Here is a 22,520-nt window from a genome sequence, read left to right as displayed (position 1 = left end):
GTACTGACCGGTCACGACGGGTGGCTGCCCCTCGCGAGCCGCACAGATCTTGGTGGCGACGTCCATGATCGAGATGGGCCGCCCCGAACACACGTTCAATGCGGAGAAGCCGACCAGCCCGTCCCCGGCAGCAGAGACCGCCGCGGCGTTGACGGCGGCCACGTCGTCGACGTGGACGAAGTCCCGCATCTGACCACCGTCCTCGAAAACCCTTGGAGGTTCTCCGCTTTCGATGGCCGACCGGAAGATCGCCGCCACCCCGGAGTAGGGGGTGTCGCGCGGCATCATCGGGCCGTACACGTTGTGGTAGCGCAGCGCGATGACGGAGCCGCCGACGGCGTCACTCCAAGCCAGCGCATAGTGCTCCTGGGCGGTCTTGCTCGCGGCGTAGAGGCTGCGCGGCCGCAGTGGGGCGTCCTCCCCCACCAGCCGCCAGCGCAATTCCTCGCCGCCGATCGGGCAGCGATGCTCGAAGATGCCCGCGTTCAGATCCGCGGGCGTGCGAGGCAGCGGGTCGACGGTGCCGTGCTCGGGACATTCGTAGCCGCCCTGGCCGTAGACCACCATCGACGATGCCAGCACCAGCCGGTGGCAGCCCGCGGCGAACATCTCGGCGAGCAGCACGGTCGTTCCATAGTCGTTGTGGCTGCCGTAATTCGGCGCATCGGAGGCGTCCACTCCGGCGCCGACGACGGCCGCCTGATGGCACACCACGTCGACCCCCGGCAACAGCGACGCGATTGCGGACGCATCCCGGACGTCGACCTCGAGCACGCCCTCGGGCGGCGTGATGGCGCTCCCGTGTGCGGCGGCCAGCATCGCGTCGACCGCGACGACGTCGTGGCCGTCCGCGGTCAGCGCCGCGCACACCCTCGAGCCGATGAAACCCGCCGCACCCGTGACCAGAACCTTCACGGCAGGTCGATCGGCAGTGTGACGCCCTCGTGCGGCAGGCAATGCGTACACGTGCGGACCTGCTCGACGGCACCGATGGCCTCGTGCACCAGCTTCTTGAACGGCACCATGTTCTTCTCGAACTCGGCGAACACGTCCACTGCCGTCACACCGGCGCCCGACTCGATGCCTGCATCCAGATCAGTCACCAAAGCGATTGCTGCATAACACATCTCGAGTTCACGGGCGAGCGCTGCCTCCGGATATCCGGTCATGTTGACCAGCGTGAAACCCTGCGAGGCGAACCAGCGACTCTCCGCGCGCGTCGAGAACCGCGGCCCCTGGATCACCACCATGGTGCCGCCGTCGACCACACCTGGCAGGCCGGTGGCGTTGGCACGCAGCGTCGGGCAGTACGGATCGGCGAAGCCGACGTGGATGCCGCCGGAGTCGAAGAACGTGTCCGCGCGAGCGCTGGTGCGGTCGACGAGCTGATCGGGCACCACCATCGAGCCCGGACCGAGGTCGGGGGTCAGGCTGCCCACCGCGCACGGGGCGAAGATCCGCCGCACGCCGAGCGCGCGCAGCGCCCACATGTTCGCGCGGTACGGCACGGTGTGCGGGGAGAACTCGTGGTTGGCGCCGTGCCGCGGCAGGAACGCGACCTCGTGTTCACCGACCGCGCCGACGGTGATGGCGCCGCTCGGTGCGCCATACGGGGTGTCGACGCTGATGCTCCGGGCATCCGGGCCGAAGAACGTATAGAAGCCGCTGCCTCCGATGACTCCGAGCATGGCCCCATTCTCGCCCATCTCACCGGCGACCAGCGCACGGCGGTGCAGGGCGGCCACCCCCGTTTGCTCGGCACGGATTTTGGCTACCCCGATACCGGCAATAACCGACCAAGTAGGCGGGGGACATGCTCCAGGATGCGATCACCCGGGCCACGGCGATCTTGACCACGCGTCACGACGTCGAGTTCGAGGCCGCTCATTCCCTGCTGACCCGCCTGGCCAGCCTTTACGAGCAGTCGACGACCGAGGCAGCCGTCGCGGTCATCACTGCGGCCGCGCGTGACCCGGTGCCCGTCCGGCCCGAGCGTCGCCACCTCGACGGCACGGCCGAGGCCCTGTCGCTCGACGACCTCCAGCTTGGCGCCGCGAATCTGGTCCGCGACCTTCCCCATCTCGCGCCTGCCGACATGCTGTTCGCCGTAGATGAACTCGTCGCCGCCGCGGCCCGTCACGTGCCAGGCGCCAGGTACGCCGGCATCACCGCGCTGCACCGGCACCGTCACGTCGACACCCCCAGCGCCACCGGGCGCTATCCGGCCTTTCTCGACGCCGTGCAGGATCGTCACCACCAAGGCCCCTGCCTGGAGGCCATCCGGCTTCATCGCACCGTGCAAGTCGACGACCTGAACACCGAGCGGCGTTGGCCGGACTATCGACGAGAAGCGTTGACCCATACGCCGATTCGATCAGTGCTTTCCGTCCCGATGGCCAGCAGTCGCACGCAGACCAGCAGCGCACTGAACTTCTACGCCGAAGAGCCCGATGCCTTCGCCGGCCACCCGACGGACGGCGCAGCGGCCTTCGCCAGCTATACCGCCCTGGCCTGGACGATCCTGTGCCAAGACGCCCAGTTCCGGCGCGCCCTGGCTTCCCGCGACGTCATCGGTCAGGCCAAGGGCATGTTGATGGAGCGATACGACGTCGACGCCGAAAGCGCCTTCAGTTTGCTCACGAAACTGTCGCAGGACTCGAACGTCCCACTCGTCGAGGTCGCGCGCCGCCTCGTCGGCGCCGAGAAGCACAGGCCTTGCGGCCCGCCCGAAGACTCCGTCCGAGCCTGCTGACCCAGCGTTCACAGCTGGTTGTGCTTGACTCACCGCGATGGGACTCCCAGATGCCCCGATCGGCCTGCGGATCGCGATTGCCGTACCGCTCGGCGTCGCCGCAGGCATCGCGGTCGGCGTCACCGCGGGCTGGCCCTATTCGCCACCTGCCGGCTGGATCGTCGCCGCCCTGACCTACCTGACGTGGACCTGGCTCATCGTCGGGCGCCTCGACGCCGTCGCCACCAAGGCACACGCCACCAAGTATCGCGACGATGACTCCACCCCGTGGATCCTCGACCTCGCCGTCCTGATCGCCAGCGTCGCCAGCCTCGGTGGCGTCGGCTATCTGCTCGTCGCCGGCGCGACGGGCGGTGACGTGGCCGCCGCCGTCGTCGGGACACTGAGCGTCGTCGCGGCGTGGGTCACCGTGCACACCATCTACATGCTCAGATACGCCCGGCTGTATTACGGCGGAGCCGACGACGGCGGCATCGACTTCCACGACGAGGGCTACCGGCCCGACTATGGCGACTTCGCGTATCTGGCGTTCACGCTGGGCATGACCTACCAGGTCTCGGACACCGACCTGACCACCCGGCCGGTGCGGATGACGGCGCTCCGCCACGCCCTGCTGTCGTTTCTGCTGGGCGCGATCATCCTCGCCATCACCATCAACCTGGTGGCCAGCCTGCTCGGCGTCGGTCACTGAGGGCGCCCGTGCGACGATGACCGGCGTGGCAACATTCGCGCAGTGGATCGAGGGCGCCCGTCCCCGGACGTTGCCCAACGCCATCGCCCCGGTGATCGCAGGCACCGGCGCGGCCGCCTGGCTCGGTGACGCCGTGTGGTGGAAGGCTCTGCTCGCATTGATCGTGTCGCTGGCCCTGATCGTCGGCGTCAACTTCGCCAACGACTACTCCGACGGCATCCGCGGCACCGACGACGTACGGGCAGGACCGCTGCGGCTCGTCGGATCCCGACTGGCCTCACCGCGCGCCGTGGCGACCGCGGCGGCGCTCAGCCTCGGGGTGGGTGCCGTGGCGGGCCTGGCGCTCGCGATCCTCAGCCAGCCGTGGCTGATCGCCGTCGGCGCGGCGTGCATCGCGGGCGCGTGGTTGTACACCGGCGGCTCGAAGCCCTACGGATACATCGGCCTCGGCGAAGTCGCGGTGTTCGTGTTCTTCGGGCTCGTCGCCGTGCTCGGCACGCAGTACACGCAAGCGCTGCGAGTGGACTGGGTCGGTGCCGCGCTCGCGGTCGCGACGGGCGCCTTGTCGTCAGCGGTGCTGGTGGCCAACAACCTTCGCGACATCCCGACGGACGAGCAATCGGGCAAGATCACGTTGGCGGTGCGGCTCGGCGACGGTCGTACCCGCGTGCTGTTCCAGGTACTGGTGGCGCTGGCGTTCGTGCTGACCGTGGTCCTGGCGCTCGCGACGCCGTGGTGTGTGGCCGGACTGGTGGCGTCACCGCTGGCGGTGCGGGCCGCGTCACCCGTGCGCGCCGGCCTCGGCGGCAAGGACCTCATCCCCGTACTGCGCGACACCGGGCTGACGATGTTGATCTGGTCGATCGCCGTGGCGGCGGCGCTGGCGTTCGGCTGATCGCCAGTCGAGCGTGCGGTGAGGGCGGTCCACATCGGCGTGTCGTCACCCTCACCGCACACTCGACGGACAGTGGCATCCTGACGGGGTGGGCATCGTGTTTCGGTTGGCGGAGCTGCTGCTGCTCCTGGTGCCGGTGGTCGGCGTCGTCATCGCCGGAGTCAACGTGTGGCAGCGGGTACAGCGGTCGTCGGCACCGCAAGAGGCCGACCCGTCACGACCGACGTCGACGAACCCCGCCGCGCTGTGGCGCATCATCACCCGCACCCTCGATGAGCACGCCAGGACCGACACCCGTTGGATGGAGTACGAACTCGACGCCGAGAAGCTGCTCGACTTCCCGTTGATGACCGACATGCGGGCACCGCTGACGACCGCCTTTCACAAGGCGAAGTTGCGCGCGGACCTGCTGCGCCCCGCCAAGGCCGAAGACCTATTCGACGACCGCGTGGCGGCCGCCCAGTACCTCGCGGCGGTCGAGGACTACACGACGGCCTTCGACGCGGCCGAGACCGAGGCGATCCGCAGGCGCCGCAGCGACTTCTCGGCGGAGGATCAGCAGCGAATCGCCCGCGCCCGCAGCCTGCTTAGCGTGGCGGCGGACCCCAGCGCGACGCAGAACGAACGCGAACAGGCCTACACCCTGGCGGGCAAGGAACTCGACGGTCTCGTCGTCTTGCCTGCCACGACGCGGGAGGGCATCGAGCGCGGCATCGCCGGGCAGCTCGACGGTTGAGCCAGCAGCGGGCTACCCCGCCAAGGCGTCGAGCAGCTGCTGCAGGTCGTCCTCGGTGTTGTACAGATGAAAGCCGACCCGCACCGCGCCAGCCCGCACCGACGCCCGGATCCCCGCCCGCTTGAGCTTCTCCGCGGCATCCGCGAACGGCAGTGACACGATCGCAGAATTCAGGTGCGGCAGCTCGAATTCCGCGCGCAATCGGGTGGCCAAACCCAGGCAGTGCGCCTCGACGGCCCCGCGGTCGAGCGCGGCCAGCCACGGCATCGTCAGTCCCGCGCCGAACGCGCCGAACCACGCGGGCGACGTGTCGAACCGGCGGCCGTCGTCGGCCAGCCGCAGCGGCAGCCCATAGATCGACGACCACGGCTCCGCACCGGCGTACCAGTTGGCGAGGTGTGGTGTCATGAACTGAGAAACCCTGTCGCTCAACGACATCCAGGCAGTTCCTCGCGGAGCGAGCAGCCATTTGTAGACCGCCGCGGCCGTGACGTCGACCCAACCCAGATCGAGTGCCTTCCAGCCGACCGCCTGCGTCACGTCGACGACGGTGATGGTGCCGGCACCCGCCAGCGCGGTGCGCAACCCCTCGACGTCGAGCAGGTCGCCGTTGGCGGACTGCACCAGGCTCGCCGTCACGACGTCGTAAGCCGCAGCCGAGGCGATCAACTCCTCGCCCGTCATCTCGGTGACGGTCACCCCGCGGGCCGCCTGAGCAGCAAACGGAAAGGTGGTGCTGGTGAACTCGCCTGCCAGAGTCGCGACCCGGCTGCCGTCGGGGATGGCCGCAGCGACCAACCCGAGCAGAGCCGAGACGCTGCCACCCATCGTCACCGACTCGACGGTCGCGCCGACTAGGTCGGCATAGGCAGCCCGCGCGCGACGCACCGATTCGTCGAACGACGGCACGTCCATGGTGCCCGCCTGCCATTCGCCGACGCGCGCATTCAGACCGTCGATCAGGAACGATGGCGGCAGCCCGTAGGTCGGCGAGTTGAGAAACCCTGCGGCGCCGACGAATTCCGCCCCGAACGCCACCCGTGGCGCAGTCGTCATACTTTCGTCACTAGGCGGGTGGTTCGTCGCCGCGCAGGCGGGACTGCAGTTGTTCGCGGTCGCGGCGCCGGCGGTCGTCGAACACGGCCATGCTGGCGGTGGCACGGTGGCGCAGCGGGGCGAACAGCCAGATGCCCAGCGGAAGGGCCAACACGATCGCGAAGAGCAACGGCACCACGATCGGAAATTCGCGGATGCCGAGCAGGTGCCCACCGAGATAGATCGCCACGGTGAGCACGCCGACCAGCAGCAGGCGAGCAATCGTGTAGATCAGAACGTCGACCACCATCCGCGCACCGGGCCGAGTCGTCGCTTCACCGGTCCCATCGCTCCTGCCCTCCGACACCGAATCCCCGGTCGCTTCGCTCCTGCCCTCCGAACCAGTCACGGGCCCGAGCCTACCGACGGCGCGTATATTTACTAGAAGGAGGTTTTTGTGCTGCAGTTCGTTCTCCTCGTCGTCATCTTGGCGGGTCTGGCCTACGGGGCTTGGCGCCTGGTGCGCGCCGCCGCCAATCGGCCGAGAACCAGGACCATCGGGCCGGATGACGACCCCGAGTTCCTCAACCGGCTCAACCACGGCAAGGACCCGCGCTGAGTTCCTTCTAGCGGGCGCCGGGGAATCCGCTTGCGACCACGGCCGCCAATTCCGTCAGGGCGTCGCGGGTCTCCACCTTCAACCGATCGAGGCTGATCTCCGCGCCTTCCTCGAGGTGCGGATCGAACGGCACCTGCAGCACCGCCTTGCACCTGCGGGCGAAGTGGTCCACGACCTTCTTCTGATCGACGCGCGAACCGCCTCGACCCGACTGCGGCCGCACCGCGTTGATCACCGCGACCGAGTTGGCCACCAGTTGCTGGTAGCCGTGGGCGTCCAGCCAGTCCAACGTCGCGGAGGCACTCCGGGCACCATCGACCGAACCGGAGCTGACGACGATCAATACGTCGGCGTTGTTCAGCACGGCCGACATCGCCGAGTGCAGCATGCCCGTCCCGCAGTCGGTGAGCACCAGGCTGTAGAAGCGCTCGAGCACCTCGAGCGTCCGCTGGTAGTCGTCGCTGCTGAACGCCTCCGACACGGCCGGATCACTCTCCGAGGCAAGCACTTCCAGCCGGCTAGGGCCCTGCGACGTGTAAGAGCGGACGTCGCCGTAGCTACTGATGCCCTCGGCGTCGCGCAGCAGGTGACGCACCGTCGACGGTGTTTCGAGCGGCACCTTCTGGCTCAGCGTGCCACGGTCGGGGTTGGCGTCGACGGCGATGACGCGGTCGCCGCGCGCAGAGGCGAACGTCGCTCCGAGGGTCGCGGTGATCGTGGTCTTGCCGACGCCACCCTTCAGTGACAGCAACGCGATTCGGTAGCACCCACGAAGGGGCCGACCGGCCTGCGCGGTGAGCTCGTTGCGGCGCATTACCTTGCGTCCCTCACCGAGATTAACCAGGGTGAACGAACCCAGGTACACCCAGCGCCGCCAGCCCGCACTCGGCTTGCGCTTGGGCTGACCCAGCAGCGCGACGGTCGACAGATCCAAGTACGGCGACCGGGCCTCGGGTTCGGGCGGCGGTGCCGGCAGTTTCACGACGGGCATGCCGTGAGGCGGTGTCGGCGCCGTCCACTCCGGAGGTATCGCCTGCGAAGGATCGGAGAAGCGCTGCTGCGAGCGGAACCCCGGTGGTTGCTCAGGTAGGCGGGGAGGCCCCCCTCGAGAATCCAATCTCAGCCCACCCCCGCGTAGGAGTGCAGCCCGGTCACGACCAGGTTGATGAAGAACAGGTTGAACACCATCGCGACGAACCCGACGACGTTGATCCACGCGGCCTTGCGGTCCCGCCAGCCCGCCGTCGAGCGGGCATGCAGGTAGGCGGCGTAAACGACCCAGGCGATGAACGCGACGGTTTCCTTGGGGTCCCAGCCCCAGTAACGGCCCCACGCCTCCTCGGCCCAGATGGCGCCGAAGATCACGCCGAAACCGAAGATCGGGAACGCGAAGATGGTCGTGCGGTACGCGATCCGGTCCAGCGTCTGCGCGTCGGGCAGGCGCGCGATGACCGCGGCCAGCCTGCCGTCCCGGCCGGGGTCACCCAGCGGCGACATCTTGAGCAGGAACAGCATGCTGGCCACGCCCGCGACCAGGAATACCCCGGAGCCGAGGCTGACCACCGACACGTGGATCGGCAACCAGTAGGACTGCAGGGCCGGCATCACCGGAGCGGCATTGGAGTACAGCCACTTGCCCGACACTGCCAGCAGGATCAACACCGGAAGCAGCACGAACGCCCACAGCGCGCGGTACTTCGGGCGACGCAGCGTGATGGCCGCCGCGACCAGGCCGCTGAAGCAGGTCAGGTTGATGAACTCGTACATGTTGCCCCACGGCACGCGTGAGGTCGCCAGGCCGCGCAGCACGATGCAGACCAACAGCATCGCCGTGCCGAGGTACACCAGCGCAAGGCCGGCCCGACCGATCCGCTCGTCGACCAGACGCCTCGGGGCGGCGTCGACGACGACCCCTGGCCTGGCGCTGTCGGCGGCGACGCCTGCGGTCACCAGCTCGCGGGCGTCCGCCTTGCGGCTGCCGCTGTACGCGAGCTCGACGGCGAGCAGCAGAAGGGCGATGACCAACACCACGATCGTCGACGTGAAGGCCAGGTCCGAATAGCGGGCGAGCCCGATGTCGATGTGCGGGTTCATGCGCGTTGTCTCCCGTCTTCTTCCGCCGAGGGCACCAGCCGCGCGGTCAGCTTCTCGAACTCGTCGCCCCACCCGGAGTTGTCGGTGCGTGCGAGGCCGCCAAGCTCGACGCTTACGGTACCCGGCGACGCCGGTGACACCCGAACCCAGACGCGACGACGGCGCACCACCAGCGACACCAGCAGCCCGGCCATCATCGCCATCGCCGACACCAGCACCCAGATCTGCGCCGGGTCGTGGGACACCTGCACGTTGATGAATGGCACCGCCCCGTCGAACGCGACGACGGTGCCGTCGTTCAGCCGGGACGACTCCCCCGCCTTCAGGTTCACCCGGGCCTGCTTGTTGAGTCGCTTCTGTTCGATGAGGCTGGGGTCGAGGGTGAAGAGCGACTGTGGCCGCCCGGTGTCCAGACCCGTGTCACCGCGATAGATGTCGATGGCGACGGCCGGATCGTTCAGCGCGGGGAAGCTCGATGACAGCAGCTTGCCGTCGAGTTGTTCGGTCGGCGCGAACAACCCCTGGATCGCGATCTGGTTCTTGCGCCGTTCACCGGCGTTCGGATATGTGCCGCCGGGCGGGTCGACGCGGATGACCCCCGACGACAGCATGGTGATCGGATCGTCGGGTCGCCACTGCACGGTCTGGGTGCGCTTCTTCCCGTCGGGGAAGGTGACCGTGAACGTCGGCGCGTAGCCGTGACCCTGCAGGTACAGCCGGTCACCGCCGAGGCGCAGCGGATGGTTGACCTCGAGCCGGTAGGGCCGCCACGTGTCAGTGTCGAGGTCGTCACCGGCCTGATACTCGACGTTGGCCGCGAAGCTCAGCGCCTGCCCACTCGGCAGGTAGTTGGCGTCGAAGTCGTTGACCCGCAGGCAGACCGGATGCAGCGAGGTGCCGTCGACGGTGTTGCCCGCCCGGAACGAGTCGAACGCGGCAGGAGACGCCGAGCAGAATCCCGGCCCACCGTTGGCGACGACGATGACGTTGCCCTCATAGCCGAACAGCTTGCCCGCGGCCACTGCGACCAGGAGGGCGAGCAGCGAGAAGTGAAAGACGATGTTGCCGAACTCCCGGAAATAGCCCTTCTCCGCAGATATTTCGATGGCATCGCCATCGCGGCGACTGGTGCGACGCCAACCCTTGAGGCGCCGCTCGACGTCGGCGGCGACGGTCTCGGTCTCGCCCGCAGCGTCGATCGTCTGGTGCTTGGGCAACCTGGCGAGGTTCCGCGGCGCGGCGACGGGCAGCGCGCGCATGCTGCGGACGTGCTCGGCCAACCGCGGCGTGAGGCAACCCACCAGTGAGATGAACAGCAGCGCGTAGATCGACGTGAACCAGAAACTGGAGAACACGTCGAACATCTGCAGCCGATCCAGCCACGGCCCGATCAGCGGGTGCTGGGCGAGGTACTCGTCGACCTTGCCCGCGTTGAGGCTGCGCTGCGGCACCAGCGCGCCGGGGATCGCGCCGAGGGCCAGCAGGAACAGCAGCACCAGCGCCGTTCCCATCGAGGTCAGGGTGCGCCAGGTGTTCCTGGCATACGCCGCAAGGCGTTTCATCAGTCTCATATCGGCAACCGGATGTCGCTGACGAACGCGTCCCGCACCCAGGAGATGAAGTCGGCCCACAGTCCGGTCACCAGGGCGGTGCCGACCAGGATCAACAACACACCACCGAAGATCTGGATGCCCCTGGTGTGGCGGCGCAGCCAACCCAGCCCCCGAACCGCCCAGGCGGATCCAAAGGCCAACAGCAGGAACGGGATTCCCAGACCCAGACAGTACGCAACGACGAGGACCGCACCGCGCGCGACGCCCGCGCCATCGGTGGCCGACGCGACGGCGATCACCGCGGTCAGCGTCGGGCCAAGACACGGCGTCCAGCCGAGGGCGAAGACCGCGCCGAGAAGTGGCGCACCGCCGATCGTGGACAACAGCTTGGGCGTGAACCTTGCCTCTCGCTGTAGCGCGGGGATGAACCCGACGAACACCAGCCCCATCACGATCGTGACGACACCGCCGATGCGTTGCAGCAGAAGCTGATTGATCAACAGCGTGGTGGTCAGCCCGAGCACCGCGACGGTTCCCAGCACGAATACCACGGTGAACCCGGCTACGAACAGGGCGGCGGCACCCACCACCCGCAGCCGACCGGTCCTGACCGACACGGCGGACGCGTCCCCGTCGTTCACCCCGACGATCGCTGCGAGGTAGGACAGGTAGCCGGGCACCAATGGCACCACGCACGGTGACGCGAACGAGACGAACCCGGCCAGCACGCTGACCAAGACCGCGAGAACCAGCGGACCGGCCGACATCAACGTGCCGACCTGGTCGATGCTCACCGCGAGGTACGTCACTTCACTGGTCACTTCTCGGCTGCCAGCCTTTGCACGACGGGCAGCAGGTCCTCGGCGAGCAGCTCGCGCAGGAACACCGCCGCGACCCGGTGCTGGCGGTCGAGCACGACGGTCGACGGGATCACGGTGGTCGGATACCTGCCACCGAACGCGATCATGGTGCGCATGGCAGGGTCGTAGATCGACGGGTACGTGACCTTTCGGTCGGTAACGAAATCGACTGCGGCGTCCCGATTGTTGTCGCGTACGTCGATGCCGAGAAAAGCGACACCGTCGGCGCGGGTGGCGTCGTAAACCTTCTCGAGTTCGGGGATCTCCGAGCGGCACGGCCCGCACCACTGTCCCCAGACGTTGATCACGACGACCTTGCCCGCGAAGTCGTTGCCATTCCCCGTCGCTTCGCTCGCGCCGCCCAGGGAGATCGTCTTCGTCGGATCCGTCAACTCGGGGCCGCTGATCTTGCCTGGGCGACTTCGACTCTCGGGCGGGTCGTACAGGATGTCGGTCTTGCCGCCCGGCGCCACGAACTCGAAGGTGCCGCCCTGGGCGACGGCGTCGTCACCGGTCGCGCATCCAGTCAGCAGCACCGCCATCGAAACAAGACAGGCCACCAGAGAAGCCACCAGCGGTCTCACTGGCCAGCCAGCTCCGCATAACTCCAGCCGACCAACGCCTCGTCGTGGAAGTAGAAGGACGTCAGGGACGCGTGGTTGCACATCCGGTTCGCCGCGGTCGGTAGGTGGTGCAGGGTGTGGCCGGTCAACGAGCGCCGCAGGGTCGCGGTCGGCAGTTGGTGGCTGACGCAGACCGCCTCGTGGCCGGTGGCCTTGTCCCTGGCCCGATAGAGCGCGGTCTGCATGCGCTCGGCGATGTGCTCGTACGGTTCCCCCCACGATGGCTGGCGGGGGTTGCGCAGGTACCACCAGTTGCGGGGGTTGCGCAGGGCGCCGTCGCCAGGGGACACCCGCTCGCCCTCGAAGACGTTCAATGACTCGATGAGGTCGTCGTCGGTGTCGATCGCCAGGCCGTGCGTCGCGGCGATGGGTCCCGCGGTCTCCTGGGCCCGTTCCAGCGGGGACGCGACGACGTAGGTGATGTCGTGGCCGGCCAGCCAGTCGGCCACCCGCGCGGCCTGGGCGCGGCCCTTGTCGGACAGGTGGAAGTCGGGCAGTCGACCGTAGAGGATCTTGTCCGGGTTGTGCACTTCTCCGTGGCGCATCACGTGCACGATCGTTTTGTCGGTCATGCGGGCCTGCCTGCTTCGGCGGCGGCACGGGCGGCGGCGGGCAGGGCCGCGGCGATGCGTTCGAAGGCATCGTCGTCGAGCGCCGTCGAGACGAACCACGCCTCGAAGGCACTGCAGGGCGGGTAGACGCCCGCGTCGAGCAGCGCGTGAAAGAACGGCGGGAAGCGCCAGGTCTCGGTCGCCTTGGCGGCGGCGAAGTCGACGACGGGCCCGTCGGTGAAGAAGACGCTGAGCATGTTCCCCGCTCGCGAAATTCGATGTGTCACAGAGGCTTCGGTCAGGGCATCGGTCAGCAGGCCGGCCAGCCGGTCGGCGTTTGCGTCCAGAGTCGCGTAGACGGCGGCGTCGGCGGCGCGCAACGTGGCGAGCCCCGCCGCCATCGCGACCGGGTTGCCCGACAGCGTGCCCGCTTGATAGACGGGTCCGAGCGGCGCCAGTCGCTCCATCACCTCCGCGCGACCACCGAATGCCGCTGCGGGCAGGCCGCCGCTCATTACCTTGCCGAAGGCGAAGAGATCCGCATCGACGGGATCGACTCCGTACCAACCGGATCGGCTCACCCGGAAGCCCGTCATCACCTCGTCGAGAATGAGGAGCGCCCCGTGCTCGGCAGTGACGCGGCGCAACGCAGCGTTGAAGCCAGGAAGCGGGGCCACCGTGCCCATGTTGCCCGCCGCGGCTTCGGTGATGACGCAGGCGATGTCATCACCGAACTCGGCGAAGGTGCTTTCGACGGCGCCGATGTCGTTGTAGGGCAACACGATCGTGTCGGCGGTTGCCGCGCCGGTGACGCCAGGCGAGGATGGCAGACCGAGCGTTGCCACCCCCGAGCCCGCGTCGGCCAGCAACGCGTCACTGTGGCCGTGGTAGCAGCCGGCGAACTTGATGATCTTCGAGCGCCCCGTGAAGCCCCTGGCGAGCCGGATCGCGCTCATGGTGGCCTCGGTGCCGGAGTTGACCAGTCGGATCTTCTCGACGGCGGCGACACGGCCCACGATCTCCCGCGCCAGTTCGCTCTCCGAGGGTGTCGGCGCCCCGAAGCTCAGCCCGTCGGCGGCCGCCCGCTGGACCGCCTCCACGACGGCGGGATGCGCGTGGCCGAGAATCATCGGCCCCCACGAGCACACCAGGTCGACGTAGCGGTTGTCGTCGGCGTCGGTGAGCCAGCAGCCGGCGGCCGACGTGATGAACCGCGGCGTCCCGCCCACCGAGTTGAAGGCACGGACCGGCGAGTTCACCCCGCCGGGAATGACGGCGGACGCCTCGGCGAAGAGCCGTGCCGAGGTGGCCGCCTTTGGGTCAGCACGCATGGCCACCAGTGTCCCAGCAGTGCCCGAACCGTCAACTACAGGGTGTAGGAGGACGCGTCCGCGCGGTGAGCCGAGCGCGGATCGGCCCCTTGGCGACCGTCGTGTAGGGCACCTCGACGGGGAAGTCGTCGTCGAGGGAGCGGATCTCGATCGACGAGACGATCGTCGCGAGCGCGAGCGTCGTCTCCAGGAGCGCGAAGTGCTCGCCAATGCACGACCGGGGGCCGCCCGAGAACGGGACGAACTGCCAGCGCGGGCGCGTGGCGACGGCTTCCGGACTGAACCGGTCGGGGTCGAAGACCATCGGGTCCTCCCACAACGCGGGGTCGCGGTGCACGGCCTGAATCCCGACGGCGACGATGCTGCCTGCCTGCACCCGGTAGCCGTCCACTTCGAAGTCGGCCAACGCCAACCGGCCGACCCCCGCCGCGGGCGGGCACAGCCTCAATGACTCGTTGAGCACCTGCCGGGTGTACGCGAGACGGGGAACGTCGGCCGGGGTCAACTCGCGATCGCCGATCGTCGCGACCTCCGCAGCGACTCTGTCCTGCAGCTCGGGATGGTGCCCCAGCGCCCACAGCGAGTGCGTCAGCGCGGTGGCGGTCGTGTCGTGGCCCGCGAGCATGAAGATCAGCAGGTCGTTGCAGATGTCGCGGTCCGACAATGCTGCGCCCGTCACCGGGTCGGCGGCCGCAATCAGCGCATGCACCAGCGGGGCATCGCGGTCGGGATCGGCGCGACACGCCTGAAGGATGTCGTCGGCAACCTGCAGCATCGCCGCCACCGCAGCGCGGGCGCGACGACGTGCTGGCGTCGGCAACCACCGCGGCGCCCGCACCGGCCGAAGAGCCCGGTCGGCGGCATAGGACGAGGCGACGTGCATGGAGTCGACGATCGCATCGGCGCGCTCGTTGAGGTCGATGCCGAAGACCGAGCGTCCGAGCGACTGCATGGTCACGCGGCGACACGCGATGTCGAGGTCGACGTCCAGGCCACCGTCCAGGGTGCCGACGCCGCGCCAATCGTCGACCGCCGCCTGCGCCGCACTGGACATGTGGCCGCCGAACCGGCGGACGTTGTGGTTGGTGAACACCGGCTGGAGGGCCCGCTTGCGCGGCACCCATCGCTCGTTGGGCAGGACGAAGAGGCTGTCGCCTGCCAGGTGACGAACCTCGTCGTGCACGATGCACCGCTCGCCAAGCGCGTGATTGCGGGCGAGCACATCCCCGATCCCCTTCGGAGAGGTGACCAGCACCAGCGGCGGCACCAGCCACCGCGGACCCAGTTCGATCCTGGTGACCGGGCCTCCAGCCGCGCTGAGCACTTCGCCACCGGTGTTGAACTCCCGCACGACCTCGAGCAGCTGCCGATAGGACAACGGGTTCTTCGGCACCAGCGGAAGCGCGTGGACGTCGGATGGCATGATCCCCGCGTCGCCCAGACTCACCTTGCCGGGGTCAGTGCGAAGACCGGATGGTCGGCGTCGTCCGGCAGCTGTTTCCAGTAGCCGTCGACCACCTTGCCGGCCAGTGGCCGGTAGACGGCGATGATCGGCGCGCGCTGCTCGACCGGCACCTCGGTGGCGACGAAGCCGACGTCGCCGAGTTTCACGTTCGGGTCGGCGCGGACGTTGCGCACCCATTCCGACTCGCCCCGCGTCGACACCAGGTACCTGACCCCCTCGACGGAGGGGACGACGACAGGGATCTGCTGCGGTTGCTTGCTGCCACGTTTGGTCACGGTCAGCGTCGCGCTGCCCCCGATCCCGAACGCCATTGCGGCCTTGTTGAAGACCTTGGCGGTGAACCACGGGGGCTTGAGGTAGGCCATGGGTCGAGTCTGCCCTCAATACCCTCTACCGCAAAGGGATGGCCGGGAGTTTGATGAGCGCCATGCAGATACCCGAATGGGTGGCCCGATTCAACAAGTACGTGACCAACCCCGTCCAGAAGCTATGGGCGGGGTACAGCCCGATGATGGCGATCCTCGAACACGTCGGACGCACGTCCGGAAGGACCTTCCGCACCCCGCTGACCGTCTTCACCACCGCGGACGGGGTGGCGATCATGCTCACCTACGGCCCGAACCGTGACTGGCTGAAGAACATCACGGCGAGCGGTGGCGGCCGGGTCAAGCGCTACGGCCGCACGTTTCCCGTGACCGATCCCCGGGTGATGACGAAGTCCGAGGCCGCCGCTGAAGTGAACACGCCGTGGCGGGCCGTGTTCGCCAGGCTGCCGTTCGATCAGGCTGTCGTCCTACGACGCGGCTAGGGGCGCCGACCACGCCAGCGGTTGGCCCTCACCCTTGGTCAAGACGGCGGCCGGCATCACCCGCAGCCGATATGGCGCCAGCCGCAACACCGCGAACTGCTCGGAGGTCGGCCCGTCGCTCCACATCGGGATGATGAACGGGTCATACCCAACGGGCTCGGGACCGTTGGCGAACTTGTCCCAGACGGCCTTCCGCGTCTCGTCGTCGGTGTACCACTGGACGGCGCATTCGGCGCTGCAGGTGTCCTGACTTGGTGACCAATAGCTAACGGCGGCTTCTGGATTCGCCTTGAGATGAGCGCGCTTCACCGGTGTCGGCACCGTGGCGATCCAGCCAATCAGATCGACGCCATCCCACTCCCAAAATGGATGCAGGATGCGGGAGCGCGGGCGGCCGTCGCGGTCGACGGTCGCGACCGACGCCCACACGATCGAGTGGGCCATGTCGCGAAAGGCGGGAGCAATCTGGTCGAGCGGCGTCACGCGATCCAGCTTAGGGAGTCAGTCCTCGCCCATGGTCTTTTCGCGGGAGCCCAAGACGTCCTCGCGCTTGACGCCCTCGCCTTCCTTGACCTCGCCGAACTTCGGATTGCCGTCATCATCGACCCAATCGGCGACGGCCTGGCCGGTCACGGTATTGCTGGTGCCTGGAAGCGAGACGGTCGGACGGTCGTCCTCATACGCCCGCGCCATCTCCTTGGCCTTTTCGTGGTGCTCGTCGGTCACTTCCGGCTTCGGAATGGTGCCTTGCTCATCGTTAGCCATGACTAGGGGCTGCCCGAAAGTGTGAGCTACCAAACACTCGCTGGGCGCTTCTGCTCTGCGGGTCCAAGACGAGCTACACGGACAACGCGCGCAACGCTGCAGGCAGGCTCGGGACGAAGTGCCTGGTCGCGAAGGCCCGTAGCTCGTCGGGGGTGTTCAGTGACTCGACACTCGGAAGCAACAGCACCACCGCGGCGTAACGCAGGATCGTGTCGGCCAGGTCGTTGACGGCTGCGGGGCCGATCCGGTCGGCGAACCCGGCGGGGAAGATCACGCGCAGCGCCTCGGACATCCGCTCGATCGCGGCGCCGTAATGCTGGCGGGCCAATTCCAGCACCAAGGCAGGCTCGTCGGTCATCATCTGGTTGAGCACGCGGTGCCTGCGGAACATCAGAATCGACTGCGTGAACGCCTCGACGTAGTAGTCCGCCGGCTTCTCGGCGTGCTTCAGCTCCGCGGCGATGTCCGCGAACAGCAGGACGTTCTCGCGTTCGACGACGGCCGCCACCAACTCGTCGCGGTTGGCGAACCTGCGGTAGATGGTCGTGCGGCTGACGCCGGCCCGCCGCGCGACGTCGTCGAGGGCGACCCGCTGGATGCCGTGGCGCTCGAACTCGACCAGCGCCGCATCGAGGATCGCCTCCATCGTCCTATCCCCTGGCATAGCCCTCCTGAGCGAACGTGTTGTAGCGCACCCGCATTGGCAGTCGATCCCACATCCAGTTCACGGCCCGCGTCCGCCACAGTGCCGCGAACGCCTGGTAGGCCCGCTCCCGACCGTCGCCCCACGGCAAGCCGAGCAGATCGCGGGCCCGCGGCGGCATGCCGCCGGTGGTGATGAACGCTGCGACGGGATTGAACAACGGGGACAACAGCTTCCATGCAAGCGGAGATACGCCCTTCGGTCTCGGGAAGCCTTTGGTGACGTAGCCGACGCCGTACTGCGCGGTGGGGTGCGCGACGACGATGTCGTCCATCATCGAGTCCCAATACCGTTGGAAGCCGGCGTAATCGGCGGGCATCGGCCGGTCACTGACCCCGTAGCGGCGGTACCATGTCTTGGATTCCAGGTAGATCCGTTCCTTCTCGCCGTCGGTCAGCCGCTTGACGAACGTATCGGCGAAGTACAGCACCTGGTCGACGAAGGTGGCGTGCGCCCAGAAGTAGGTATCGGGATCGAGTGCGTGATACCTCTTGGCCACCCCGTCTTCGGCGGGCATGTCGCCCTTGATGTCGCGGTGGAAGTCACGCACGCGCGTGCCGGGGTTGTCGTCGTCCTCGCCGTAGACCGTCATCATGATCGGCGGGATCGAACGCTTGACCCGGGCAGCGGTATCCGAGAAGAACACCGAGTGGTCGAGCACGCCCTGACCCAGCTCGGCGAGCATGTTCTGGAGCACGGCGGGCCGCGGCCCGATCAGGTACGTGCGGTTGTCGCCGAAGTACTTCCAGACGAGTGAATCGGGGCCGAGCGGGAGCGCGTCGGCAAGCTGGGGGTTCTCGGCCAGTTCGGTCATGTGAAACAGTGTTACAGATTCTGCACTTTGTACCAACGGGTGTGATCAGGCTCACTCCGAGCTGCGGCGCAGGCCGGTGACACCGAGGACGGCCAGCACGCCGGCAACCGTCAAGAGCGTTACGGCCAGCAAGATCAGCGACGGATCGTAGGTCACCGTCGGCATCGACGGCTCCGAGGGGATGACGGGGGCGGCGACCGCCGCGGACCGGGCAGCCAGCCAGCTCACCACGCATCCGGCCAAGGCCAGGCCGGCCAGCAGGAGCTCGATGACGGCGCGGGACTTCATGCAGGCTCGTTGACGACGGAGGTGAGGGCAATTCGCAGTTGGCGGTGCTTGCGCGCCCACGCCTGCGCCCGACGATCGCTGCTGAGCTTCACGCCGATGCCGGTGCGGCCGCGCGGCACCCCAGTCAACTCCCCCAACGCCCGCGACGACTGCCAGGTAGGCACGTCGGGACCGTCGGCTTCCGGATAGATCCTGACGATCTCCGAGATGAGGATGGTCTCGGCGCCCTGGCGGAGGTACTCCGACGTCAACTCCACCGACGTATGAATGCGGGCGGCCTTGACCTGCAATCCGAGGAAGCCGGTGACCAGGACGAGGAAGACCAGCGGCAGAAGGGGATGCCACCCGTAGCCGGACGACAGCTGAATGAGCAGCATCGTCGTCGCCGAAATGGGGCCGGCGAGCAGCCACCACCAGCTCGCTCCCGGCTCCTGGAACAACACCGTCGGCGCGGGTGGTTGTGCTTCCGTCATGCCGACGCCTGGCTGTCGTACCACCGCTGAGACGACGGACGCAGAGTCGCCGCCGACCCCGTGATCAACAGGATCATGATTGCGGCCACGATGACGACACCGAGCACGGACGCGCCGAAGAGGAGCAGCGCCGCGAGCAACACGACCGACGCCATGGCCAGCCCCACCCCCGCGCTGGCGAGCCGCTTCAGCCCCTTGCGCGCGCGCCCCGCGAGGTAGCCCTGCGCGAGGCCGACCACCACCAACAGCACGCCGGCCAGCTGGATGAACAGGGGCGTCCCCGCGGTGATCTGGGTAGCCAACAGCATTCCGAACGCCGCCGTCAGCACCGCGGCGACCACCCAGCACCAGAAGGCGGTAGTCACGGTGCGGGGCCGACTGGATTCGGGCACAGAGGAGTCGGGCGCGGTGGAGTCGGGCATGGTCGGGCCAGCCTATCGTCCCGCTCAGCGCGTGAAGAAGGCGTGGGCATCCTTGCGATGCAGCAGGTAAACGCCACCCGCGATGCATACGGACCCGATGATCGCGGTCACCGCGTAGACGACGGCGGCCACTGCGGGCCGGTCGACGCCGAACAGATTCGTTAGGGCGTACACGATCGTCGCCGCCCCACCACCGGTGAGAAGCGTCCGCACCCATCGGTAACCCTGGCGCATCAGCAGCAGGAACGTCAGCACGACGGAAGCGACCACGGCCAAGAAGACGCCAGAGACCCCGTACACCAAGCCCTTCGGGCCGCCCGAGACGACATCGGGGACGGCCACCAGATCGACGACGTAGCCGATCACCATCATGGGTAGGGCGACGAGCCACAGCCAGAAGCCGGTGTCGACGTCCTCAGGACGGGGTGCCGGCTCGACCTGAGGCGGCGGCCCCTGCTGCTGATCCGTCACGCCAGCCAGTCGGCGACGTCGGCCGCCCAGTAGGACAATACGATGTCGGCGCCGGCGCGGCGGATGCTGGTGAGCGTCTCCAACGCGACGGTCCGCAGATCGATCCAGCCGTTGGCCGCCGCCGCACTGATCATCGAATATTCACCCGAAACCTGATATGCGGCAACGGGAACCGGCGACACATCGGCAGCGGCACGGACCACGTCGAGGTAGGCCATGGCCGGCTTGACCATGATCATGTCGGCGCCCTCGTCGATGTCGAGCTCGATCTCGTGCAGCGCCTCGCGCGCGTTACCGGTGTCCTGCTGATAGGTGCGGCGATCGCCCTTCAGGGTCGACGCCACGGCCTCGCGGAACGGGCCGTAGAACCCAGAGGCGAACTTGGCCGCATAGGCCAGAATCAGCACGTCGGTGTGATCCGCCGCGTCCAAACCAGCGCGAATGGCAGCGACCTGGCCGTCCATCATTCCGCTCGGGGCCACCACGTGAACGCCCGAATTCGCTTGCGCTACCGCAAGTTCGACGTAACGGGCATTGGTCGCGTCGTTGTCCACCCGACCGGCGTCGGTCAGCAGGCCACAGTGGCCGTGATCGGTGAACTCATCGAGACACGTGTCAGCCATCAGCACCGTCTCGTCGCCGAGATCGGCGCCCAGATCGCGCAGCGCGACGTTCAGGATGCCGTCCTCGGCGATCCCGATCGACCCGCTGGCGTCCTTGTCCTCGTCGCGTGGCACCCCGAACAGCATCAGCCCACCGACACCCGCAGCGACGGCCTCGGCGGCCGCCTTGCGCAGCGAATCACGGGTGTGCTGAACCACTCCCGGCATCGACGCAATCGGCTGCGGCTCCGCGATGCCATCCGCGACGAACATCGGCAGCACCAGATGCCGCGGTTCCAAAGAGGTTTGGGCGACCAACCGGCGCAGGGCCGGTGTCGACCGCAGGCGGCGTGGTCGGTGCTGGGGGTAGGGCATGCGAGCTCCCGCTACCTCCGGCGACTCTTCTTGCGCGGCGGCGGAAGGGCGCCCTCGGCGCGCAACCGGGCGGCATGTTCGGCGAGTGCCTCCACCAGGGGGCCGACGGCCGCCGTCTCCGGCTGGACGTCCACGCGAAGCCCGAATTCGGCTGCGGTCTCGGCGGTCTTGGGCCCGATGCACGCGACGATGGTTCGCGCGTGCGGCTTGCCTGCGATGCCGACGAGGTTGCGCACCGTCGAGCTCGACGTGAAGCAGACCGCGTCGAAGCCGCCCGTCTTGATCATCTCGCGCGTCTGCGCGGGCGGCGGTGCCGCCCGCACGGTGCGGTAGGCCGTGACGTCCTCGATCTCCCAGCCACGCTCACGCAGGCCCTCGGCCAACGTCTCGGTGGCGATGTCGGCGCGCGGCAACAGAACCCGGTTCACCGGATCGAAGATGTCGTCGTACGGCGGGAATTCGTCGAGCAACCCCAGCGAGCTCTGCTCCCCGGACGGCACCAGTTCGGGGTTGATGCCGAACGCCCGAACCCGATCTGCCGTCGCCTGTCCGACGCACGCGATCTTCACACCGGAGAACGCCCGCGCGTCGAGCCCGAACTCGTTGAACTTCTCCCACACCGCACGCACGGCGTTGGTGGAGGTGAACACCACCCACTGGAAGCGGCCGTCGACGAGCCCCTTGACCGCACGCTCCATCTGCGCTGGGCTGCGGGGCGGCTCGACGGCGATGGTCGGAACCTCGATCGGCAAGGCGCCGTGACCGACCAACCTGTCGCTCATCTCGCCGGCCTGGTCCTTGGTGCGGGGCACCAGCACGGTCCAGCCGTACAGGGCCCGGCTCTCCCACCAGTTGAGCTTGGCGCGATTGCTGACGGTCTTGCCGATGGTTACGACGAGCGGACCGACCAGCGGGCCGGCGGCCAGGCCGTCGGAACCGGCCGCGGCCAGCGTCGCCTTGTCGAGCAATCCAGACAGCGTCGATTCCACCGAACGCTGCTGGCACGTCGTACCATTCGCGGTCACGACGCACGGCGTCGACTCGGTCAACCCGTACTCGATAAGCGTGCGCGCCGCATCGGGGAGGTGAGTCGCCGTGGCGTTCAGGATCAGCGGACCGGGGGCCGCAGCAAGGGCGGCCCAGTCCACGTCACCACGCACGTCGGCGACGGTGTGCGACGAACCGAGCGGCAGCCCGGCGTACGTCGGCACCGCCGCGCCCGGCGAGAGCCCTGGGACGATTTCGAAGTGCGCCTGCGTGCGCGCCAGCGCGCTCAGCTCGGTGATCACGGAGTCGACCGACAGTGGATCGCCCGCCACCAGTCGCACGACGTCGACGCCGGTCCGCGCCTCGTGCACCAGAAGCTTTGCGACCTCGGTCGGATCACCCAGTGCGGGGCGAATGTCGGCGCCGCCGGGGATGGTGGCGGGGGCCGCCTCCGCTGGTGCGGTGTCGTCGTTTTGCGGTGCTGCCTCCGCCGGGCCCGACGTGGGCGGCAGCTCGGAGCCAACTATGGCGAGCACCGCCTCGGGTACGTCAGGGTCCGTGAAGACCAGTGCCGCGTTGGCCAGAACCGTGCGCGCCCTCGTCGTCA

29 protein-coding genes are annotated in these 22,520 nt (G+C 68.2%); 6 read left to right on the top strand and 23 right to left on the bottom strand.

The genetic code is table 11. The features are described 5' to 3' along the window. Both QOD90_RS26265 and QOD90_RS26260 read right to left on the bottom strand, forming a co-directional pair. Positions 1 to 915, bottom strand: a 915-nt coding sequence (locus QOD90_RS26265) for an NAD-dependent epimerase/dehydratase family protein (protein ID WP_526354576.1), incomplete at its 3' end; no start/stop codon positions are given. Next, entirely contained in the window at positions 912 to 1,688 is a 777-nt protein-coding gene (locus QOD90_RS26260; protein WP_526354589.1) for an S-methyl-5'-thioadenosine phosphorylase, read from the bottom strand. The genes QOD90_RS26260 and QOD90_RS26265, both read right to left, overlap by 4 nt. 125 nt (positions 1,689 to 1,813) lie before the next feature. Between QOD90_RS26260 and QOD90_RS26255 the strand changes: the two genes are divergently transcribed. The 4 genes from QOD90_RS26255 (at position 1,814) to QOD90_RS26240 (ending at position 5,074) form a co-directional block, all read left to right on the top strand. Then, the gene (locus QOD90_RS26255; RefSeq protein ID WP_526354574.1) at positions 1,814 to 2,752 is read left to right on the top strand and encodes an ANTAR domain-containing protein; all 939 of its coding nucleotides are present in this window, start codon (positions 1,814 to 1,816) and stop codon (positions 2,750 to 2,752) included. Between the two features lie 37 nt (positions 2,753 to 2,789). Further along, on the top strand, positions 2,790 to 3,443 hold the full coding sequence (locus tag QOD90_RS26250; protein ID WP_526354572.1) for a DUF1345 domain-containing protein: 654 nt from the start codon (positions 2,790 to 2,792) through the stop codon (positions 3,441 to 3,443). 25 nt (positions 3,444 to 3,468) lie between these two features. Next, positions 3,469 to 4,338 (top strand): 1,4-dihydroxy-2-naphthoate polyprenyltransferase, encoded by an 870-nt coding sequence (locus QOD90_RS26245; protein ID WP_526354570.1) that lies wholly within the window; start codon positions 3,469 to 3,471, stop codon positions 4,336 to 4,338. 88 nt (positions 4,339 to 4,426) lie between these two features. Continuing rightward, the gene (locus tag QOD90_RS26240; RefSeq protein ID WP_526354568.1) at positions 4,427 to 5,074 is read left to right on the top strand and encodes a hypothetical protein; all 648 of its coding nucleotides are present in this window, start codon (positions 4,427 to 4,429) and stop codon (positions 5,072 to 5,074) included. Positions 5,075 to 5,086: 12 nt separating this feature from the next. Here QOD90_RS26240 and QOD90_RS26235 read toward each other — a convergent pair whose 3' ends face one another. Beyond that, the gene (locus QOD90_RS26235) at positions 5,087 to 6,130 is read right to left on the bottom strand and encodes an aminotransferase class V-fold PLP-dependent enzyme (RefSeq protein WP_526354566.1); all 1,044 of its coding nucleotides are present in this window, start codon (positions 6,128 to 6,130) and stop codon (positions 5,087 to 5,089) included. Positions 6,131 to 6,140: 10 nt separating this feature from the next. Further along, positions 6,141 to 6,419, bottom strand: coding sequence for a DUF4229 domain-containing protein (locus QOD90_RS26230; RefSeq protein ID WP_526354587.1), 279 nt, complete (start codon positions 6,417 to 6,419; stop codon positions 6,141 to 6,143). 150 nt (positions 6,420 to 6,569) lie between these two features. On the opposite strand from QOD90_RS26230, the gene QOD90_RS26225 reads away from it, so the two are divergent. Continuing rightward, the gene (locus QOD90_RS26225; protein WP_526354585.1) at positions 6,570 to 6,728 is read left to right on the top strand and encodes a hypothetical protein; all 159 of its coding nucleotides are present in this window, start codon (positions 6,570 to 6,572) and stop codon (positions 6,726 to 6,728) included. A 7-nt stretch (positions 6,729 to 6,735) separates the two neighbouring features. On the opposite strand, the gene QOD90_RS26220 is transcribed toward QOD90_RS26225, so the two are convergent. Genes QOD90_RS26220 through QOD90_RS26180 form a run of 9 tightly spaced genes read right to left on the bottom strand, consistent with a single transcriptional unit; the run spans position 6,736 to position 15,570 of the window. After that, positions 6,736 to 7,845 (bottom strand): MinD/ParA family ATP-binding protein, encoded by a 1,110-nt coding sequence (locus tag QOD90_RS26220; RefSeq protein ID WP_526354564.1) that lies wholly within the window; start codon positions 7,843 to 7,845, stop codon positions 6,736 to 6,738. A gap of 2 nt (positions 7,846 to 7,847) precedes the next feature. After that, on the bottom strand, positions 7,848 to 8,822 hold the full coding sequence (ccsB, locus tag QOD90_RS26215; RefSeq protein ID WP_526354562.1) for a c-type cytochrome biogenesis protein CcsB: 975 nt from the start codon (positions 8,820 to 8,822) through the stop codon (positions 7,848 to 7,850). Next, positions 8,819 to 10,384 carry a cytochrome c biogenesis protein ResB gene (gene resB, locus QOD90_RS26210; protein WP_526354560.1) on the bottom strand — a complete coding sequence of 522 codons (1,566 nt, stop codon included), beginning with the start codon at positions 10,382 to 10,384 and terminating at the stop codon, positions 8,819 to 8,821. The genes ccsB and resB overlap by 4 nt, the downstream gene beginning before the upstream one ends. A gap of 5 nt (positions 10,385 to 10,389) precedes the next feature. Then, positions 10,390 to 11,142: a cytochrome c biogenesis CcdA family protein gene (locus QOD90_RS26205; RefSeq protein ID WP_526354583.1), complete on the bottom strand. Its 753-nt coding sequence runs from the start codon at positions 11,140 to 11,142 to the stop codon at positions 10,390 to 10,392. A 50-nt stretch (positions 11,143 to 11,192) separates the two neighbouring features. Then, complete coding sequence (locus QOD90_RS26200; protein ID WP_526354581.1) at positions 11,193 to 11,777, bottom strand: TlpA disulfide reductase family protein; 585 nt, start codon at positions 11,775 to 11,777, stop codon at positions 11,193 to 11,195. A gap of 38 nt (positions 11,778 to 11,815) precedes the next feature. Next, a complete protein-coding gene (locus QOD90_RS26195) occupies positions 11,816 to 12,430 on the bottom strand; it encodes a histidine phosphatase family protein (RefSeq protein WP_526354558.1) in 615 nt (204 codons plus the stop codon). Beyond that, positions 12,427 to 13,740: a glutamate-1-semialdehyde 2,1-aminomutase gene (gene hemL, locus QOD90_RS26190; RefSeq protein ID WP_526354557.1), complete on the bottom strand. Its 1,314-nt coding sequence runs from the start codon at positions 13,738 to 13,740 to the stop codon at positions 12,427 to 12,429. Before hemL ends, QOD90_RS26195 begins: the two co-directional genes overlap by 4 nt. A gap of 31 nt (positions 13,741 to 13,771) precedes the next feature. Then, a complete protein-coding gene (locus QOD90_RS26185) occupies positions 13,772 to 15,163 on the bottom strand; it encodes a cytochrome P450 (protein WP_526354579.1) in 1,392 nt (463 codons plus the stop codon). Positions 15,164 to 15,183: 20 nt separating this feature from the next. Then, positions 15,184 to 15,570, bottom strand: coding sequence for a nitroreductase/quinone reductase family protein (locus QOD90_RS26180; RefSeq protein ID WP_526354556.1), 387 nt, complete (start codon positions 15,568 to 15,570; stop codon positions 15,184 to 15,186). Between the two features lie 62 nt (positions 15,571 to 15,632). Here QOD90_RS26180 and QOD90_RS26175 point away from each other — a divergent pair, with 62 nt between their 5' ends. Further along, positions 15,633 to 16,013: a nitroreductase family deazaflavin-dependent oxidoreductase gene (locus QOD90_RS26175; RefSeq protein ID WP_526354578.1), complete on the top strand. Its 381-nt coding sequence runs from the start codon at positions 15,633 to 15,635 to the stop codon at positions 16,011 to 16,013. On the opposite strand, the gene QOD90_RS26170 is transcribed toward QOD90_RS26175, so the two are convergent. The 10 genes from QOD90_RS26170 to QOD90_RS26125 form a co-directional block, all read right to left on the bottom strand. Further along, on the bottom strand, positions 15,999 to 16,496 hold the full coding sequence (locus tag QOD90_RS26170) for a pyridoxamine 5'-phosphate oxidase family protein (protein ID WP_526354555.1): 498 nt from the start codon (positions 16,494 to 16,496) through the stop codon (positions 15,999 to 16,001). The two genes, QOD90_RS26175 and QOD90_RS26170, sit on opposite strands and share 15 nt — an antisense overlap. Before the next feature lie 18 nt (positions 16,497 to 16,514). Next, positions 16,515 to 16,778 carry a hypothetical protein gene (locus tag QOD90_RS26165; RefSeq protein ID WP_526354554.1) on the bottom strand — a complete coding sequence of 88 codons (264 nt, stop codon included), beginning with the start codon at positions 16,776 to 16,778 and terminating at the stop codon, positions 16,515 to 16,517. Positions 16,779 to 16,851: 73 nt separating this feature from the next. Continuing rightward, complete coding sequence (locus QOD90_RS26160; RefSeq protein ID WP_526354553.1) at positions 16,852 to 17,442, bottom strand: TetR/AcrR family transcriptional regulator; 591 nt, start codon at positions 17,440 to 17,442, stop codon at positions 16,852 to 16,854. After that, positions 17,429 to 18,295 (bottom strand): oxygenase MpaB family protein, encoded by an 867-nt coding sequence (locus QOD90_RS26155; protein ID WP_526354552.1) that lies wholly within the window; start codon positions 18,293 to 18,295, stop codon positions 17,429 to 17,431. The genes QOD90_RS26160 and QOD90_RS26155 overlap by 14 nt, the downstream gene beginning before the upstream one ends. Before the next feature lie 51 nt (positions 18,296 to 18,346). Further along, the gene (locus QOD90_RS26150) at positions 18,347 to 18,583 is read right to left on the bottom strand and encodes a hypothetical protein (RefSeq protein ID WP_526354551.1); all 237 of its coding nucleotides are present in this window, start codon (positions 18,581 to 18,583) and stop codon (positions 18,347 to 18,349) included. Then, positions 18,580 to 19,056: a transport-regulating membrane protein Mce1N gene (gene mce1N, locus QOD90_RS26145; protein WP_526354550.1), complete on the bottom strand. Its 477-nt coding sequence runs from the start codon at positions 19,054 to 19,056 to the stop codon at positions 18,580 to 18,582. Before mce1N ends, QOD90_RS26150 begins: the two co-directional genes overlap by 4 nt. Next, the gene (locus QOD90_RS26140) at positions 19,053 to 19,478 is read right to left on the bottom strand and encodes a hypothetical protein (RefSeq protein ID WP_526354549.1); all 426 of its coding nucleotides are present in this window, start codon (positions 19,476 to 19,478) and stop codon (positions 19,053 to 19,055) included. Before QOD90_RS26140 ends, mce1N begins: the two co-directional genes overlap by 4 nt. Before the next feature lie 24 nt (positions 19,479 to 19,502). Beyond that, complete coding sequence (locus QOD90_RS26135; RefSeq protein ID WP_526354548.1) at positions 19,503 to 19,949, bottom strand: hypothetical protein; 447 nt, start codon at positions 19,947 to 19,949, stop codon at positions 19,503 to 19,505. After that, on the bottom strand, positions 19,946 to 20,926 hold the full coding sequence (gene hemB, locus QOD90_RS26130) for a porphobilinogen synthase (protein ID WP_526354547.1): 981 nt from the start codon (positions 20,924 to 20,926) through the stop codon (positions 19,946 to 19,948). Before hemB ends, QOD90_RS26135 begins: the two co-directional genes overlap by 4 nt. An 11-nt stretch (positions 20,927 to 20,937) precedes the next feature. Next, positions 20,938 to 22,520: bifunctional uroporphyrinogen-III C-methyltransferase/uroporphyrinogen-III synthase (locus tag QOD90_RS26125; RefSeq protein ID WP_526354546.1), on the bottom strand; the 1,583-nt coding region annotated here is incomplete at its 5' end.

This window comes from Mycobacterium sp. (assembly GCF_032161845.1).
Taxonomy (GTDB): Bacteria; Actinomycetota; Actinomycetes; order Mycobacteriales; family Mycobacteriaceae; genus Mycobacterium.
The sequence above is the reverse complement of the archived record's forward strand: the minus strand, read 5'-3'. Positions and strand labels throughout refer to the sequence as shown.

What these genes read in the sequence shown, in the direction of transcription:
- QOD90_RS26260 (WP_526354589.1), bottom strand. Translation starts at nt 1,688, where the DNA reads ATGCTCGGAGTCATCGGAGGCAGCGGCTTCTATACGTTCTTCGGCCCG.
- QOD90_RS26255 (WP_526354574.1), top strand. Translation starts at nt 1,814, where the DNA reads ATGCTCCAGGATGCGATCACCCGGGCCACGGCGATCTTGACCACGCGT.
- QOD90_RS26250 (WP_526354572.1), top strand. Translation starts at nt 2,790, where the DNA reads ATGGGACTCCCAGATGCCCCGATCGGCCTGCGGATCGCGATTGCCGTA.
- QOD90_RS26235 (WP_526354566.1), bottom strand. Translation starts at nt 6,130, where the DNA reads ATGACGACTGCGCCACGGGTGGCGTTCGGGGCGGAATTCGTCGGCGCC.
- QOD90_RS26230 (WP_526354587.1), bottom strand. Translation starts at nt 6,419, where the DNA reads ATGGTGGTCGACGTTCTGATCTACACGATTGCTCGCCTGCTGCTGGTC.
- ccsB (WP_526354562.1), bottom strand. Translation starts at nt 8,822, where the DNA reads ATGAACCCGCACATCGACATCGGGCTCGCCCGCTATTCGGACCTGGCC.
- resB (WP_526354560.1), bottom strand. Translation starts at nt 10,384, where the DNA reads ATGAAACGCCTTGCGGCGTATGCCAGGAACACCTGGCGCACCCTGACC.
- QOD90_RS26205 (WP_526354583.1), bottom strand. Translation starts at nt 11,142, where the DNA reads ATGTCGGCCGGTCCGCTGGTTCTCGCGGTCTTGGTCAGCGTGCTGGCC.
- QOD90_RS26200 (WP_526354581.1), bottom strand. Translation starts at nt 11,777, where the DNA reads ATGGCGGTGCTGCTGACTGGATGCGCGACCGGTGACGACGCCGTCGCC.
- QOD90_RS26195 (WP_526354558.1), bottom strand. Translation starts at nt 12,430, where the DNA reads ATGACCGACAAAACGATCGTGCACGTGATGCGCCACGGAGAAGTGCAC.
- hemL (WP_526354557.1), bottom strand. Translation starts at nt 13,740, where the DNA reads ATGCGTGCTGACCCAAAGGCGGCCACCTCGGCACGGCTCTTCGCCGAG.
- QOD90_RS26185 (WP_526354579.1), bottom strand. Translation starts at nt 15,163, where the DNA reads ATGCCATCCGACGTCCACGCGCTTCCGCTGGTGCCGAAGAACCCGTTG.
- QOD90_RS26180 (WP_526354556.1), bottom strand. Translation starts at nt 15,570, where the DNA reads ATGGCCTACCTCAAGCCCCCGTGGTTCACCGCCAAGGTCTTCAACAAG.
- QOD90_RS26175 (WP_526354578.1), top strand. Translation starts at nt 15,633, where the DNA reads ATGCAGATACCCGAATGGGTGGCCCGATTCAACAAGTACGTGACCAAC.
- QOD90_RS26165 (WP_526354554.1), bottom strand. Translation starts at nt 16,778, where the DNA reads ATGGCTAACGATGAGCAAGGCACCATTCCGAAGCCGGAAGTGACCGAC.
- QOD90_RS26160 (WP_526354553.1), bottom strand. Translation starts at nt 17,442, where the DNA reads ATGCCAGGGGATAGGACGATGGAGGCGATCCTCGATGCGGCGCTGGTC.
- QOD90_RS26155 (WP_526354552.1), bottom strand. Translation starts at nt 18,295, where the DNA reads ATGACCGAACTGGCCGAGAACCCCCAGCTTGCCGACGCGCTCCCGCTC.
- QOD90_RS26150 (WP_526354551.1), bottom strand. Translation starts at nt 18,583, where the DNA reads ATGAAGTCCCGCGCCGTCATCGAGCTCCTGCTGGCCGGCCTGGCCTTG.
- mce1N (WP_526354550.1), bottom strand. Translation starts at nt 19,056, where the DNA reads ATGACGGAAGCACAACCACCCGCGCCGACGGTGTTGTTCCAGGAGCCG.
- QOD90_RS26140 (WP_526354549.1), bottom strand. Translation starts at nt 19,478, where the DNA reads ATGCCCGACTCCACCGCGCCCGACTCCTCTGTGCCCGAATCCAGTCGG.
- hemB (WP_526354547.1), bottom strand. Translation starts at nt 20,926, where the DNA reads ATGCCCTACCCCCAGCACCGACCACGCCGCCTGCGGTCGACACCGGCC.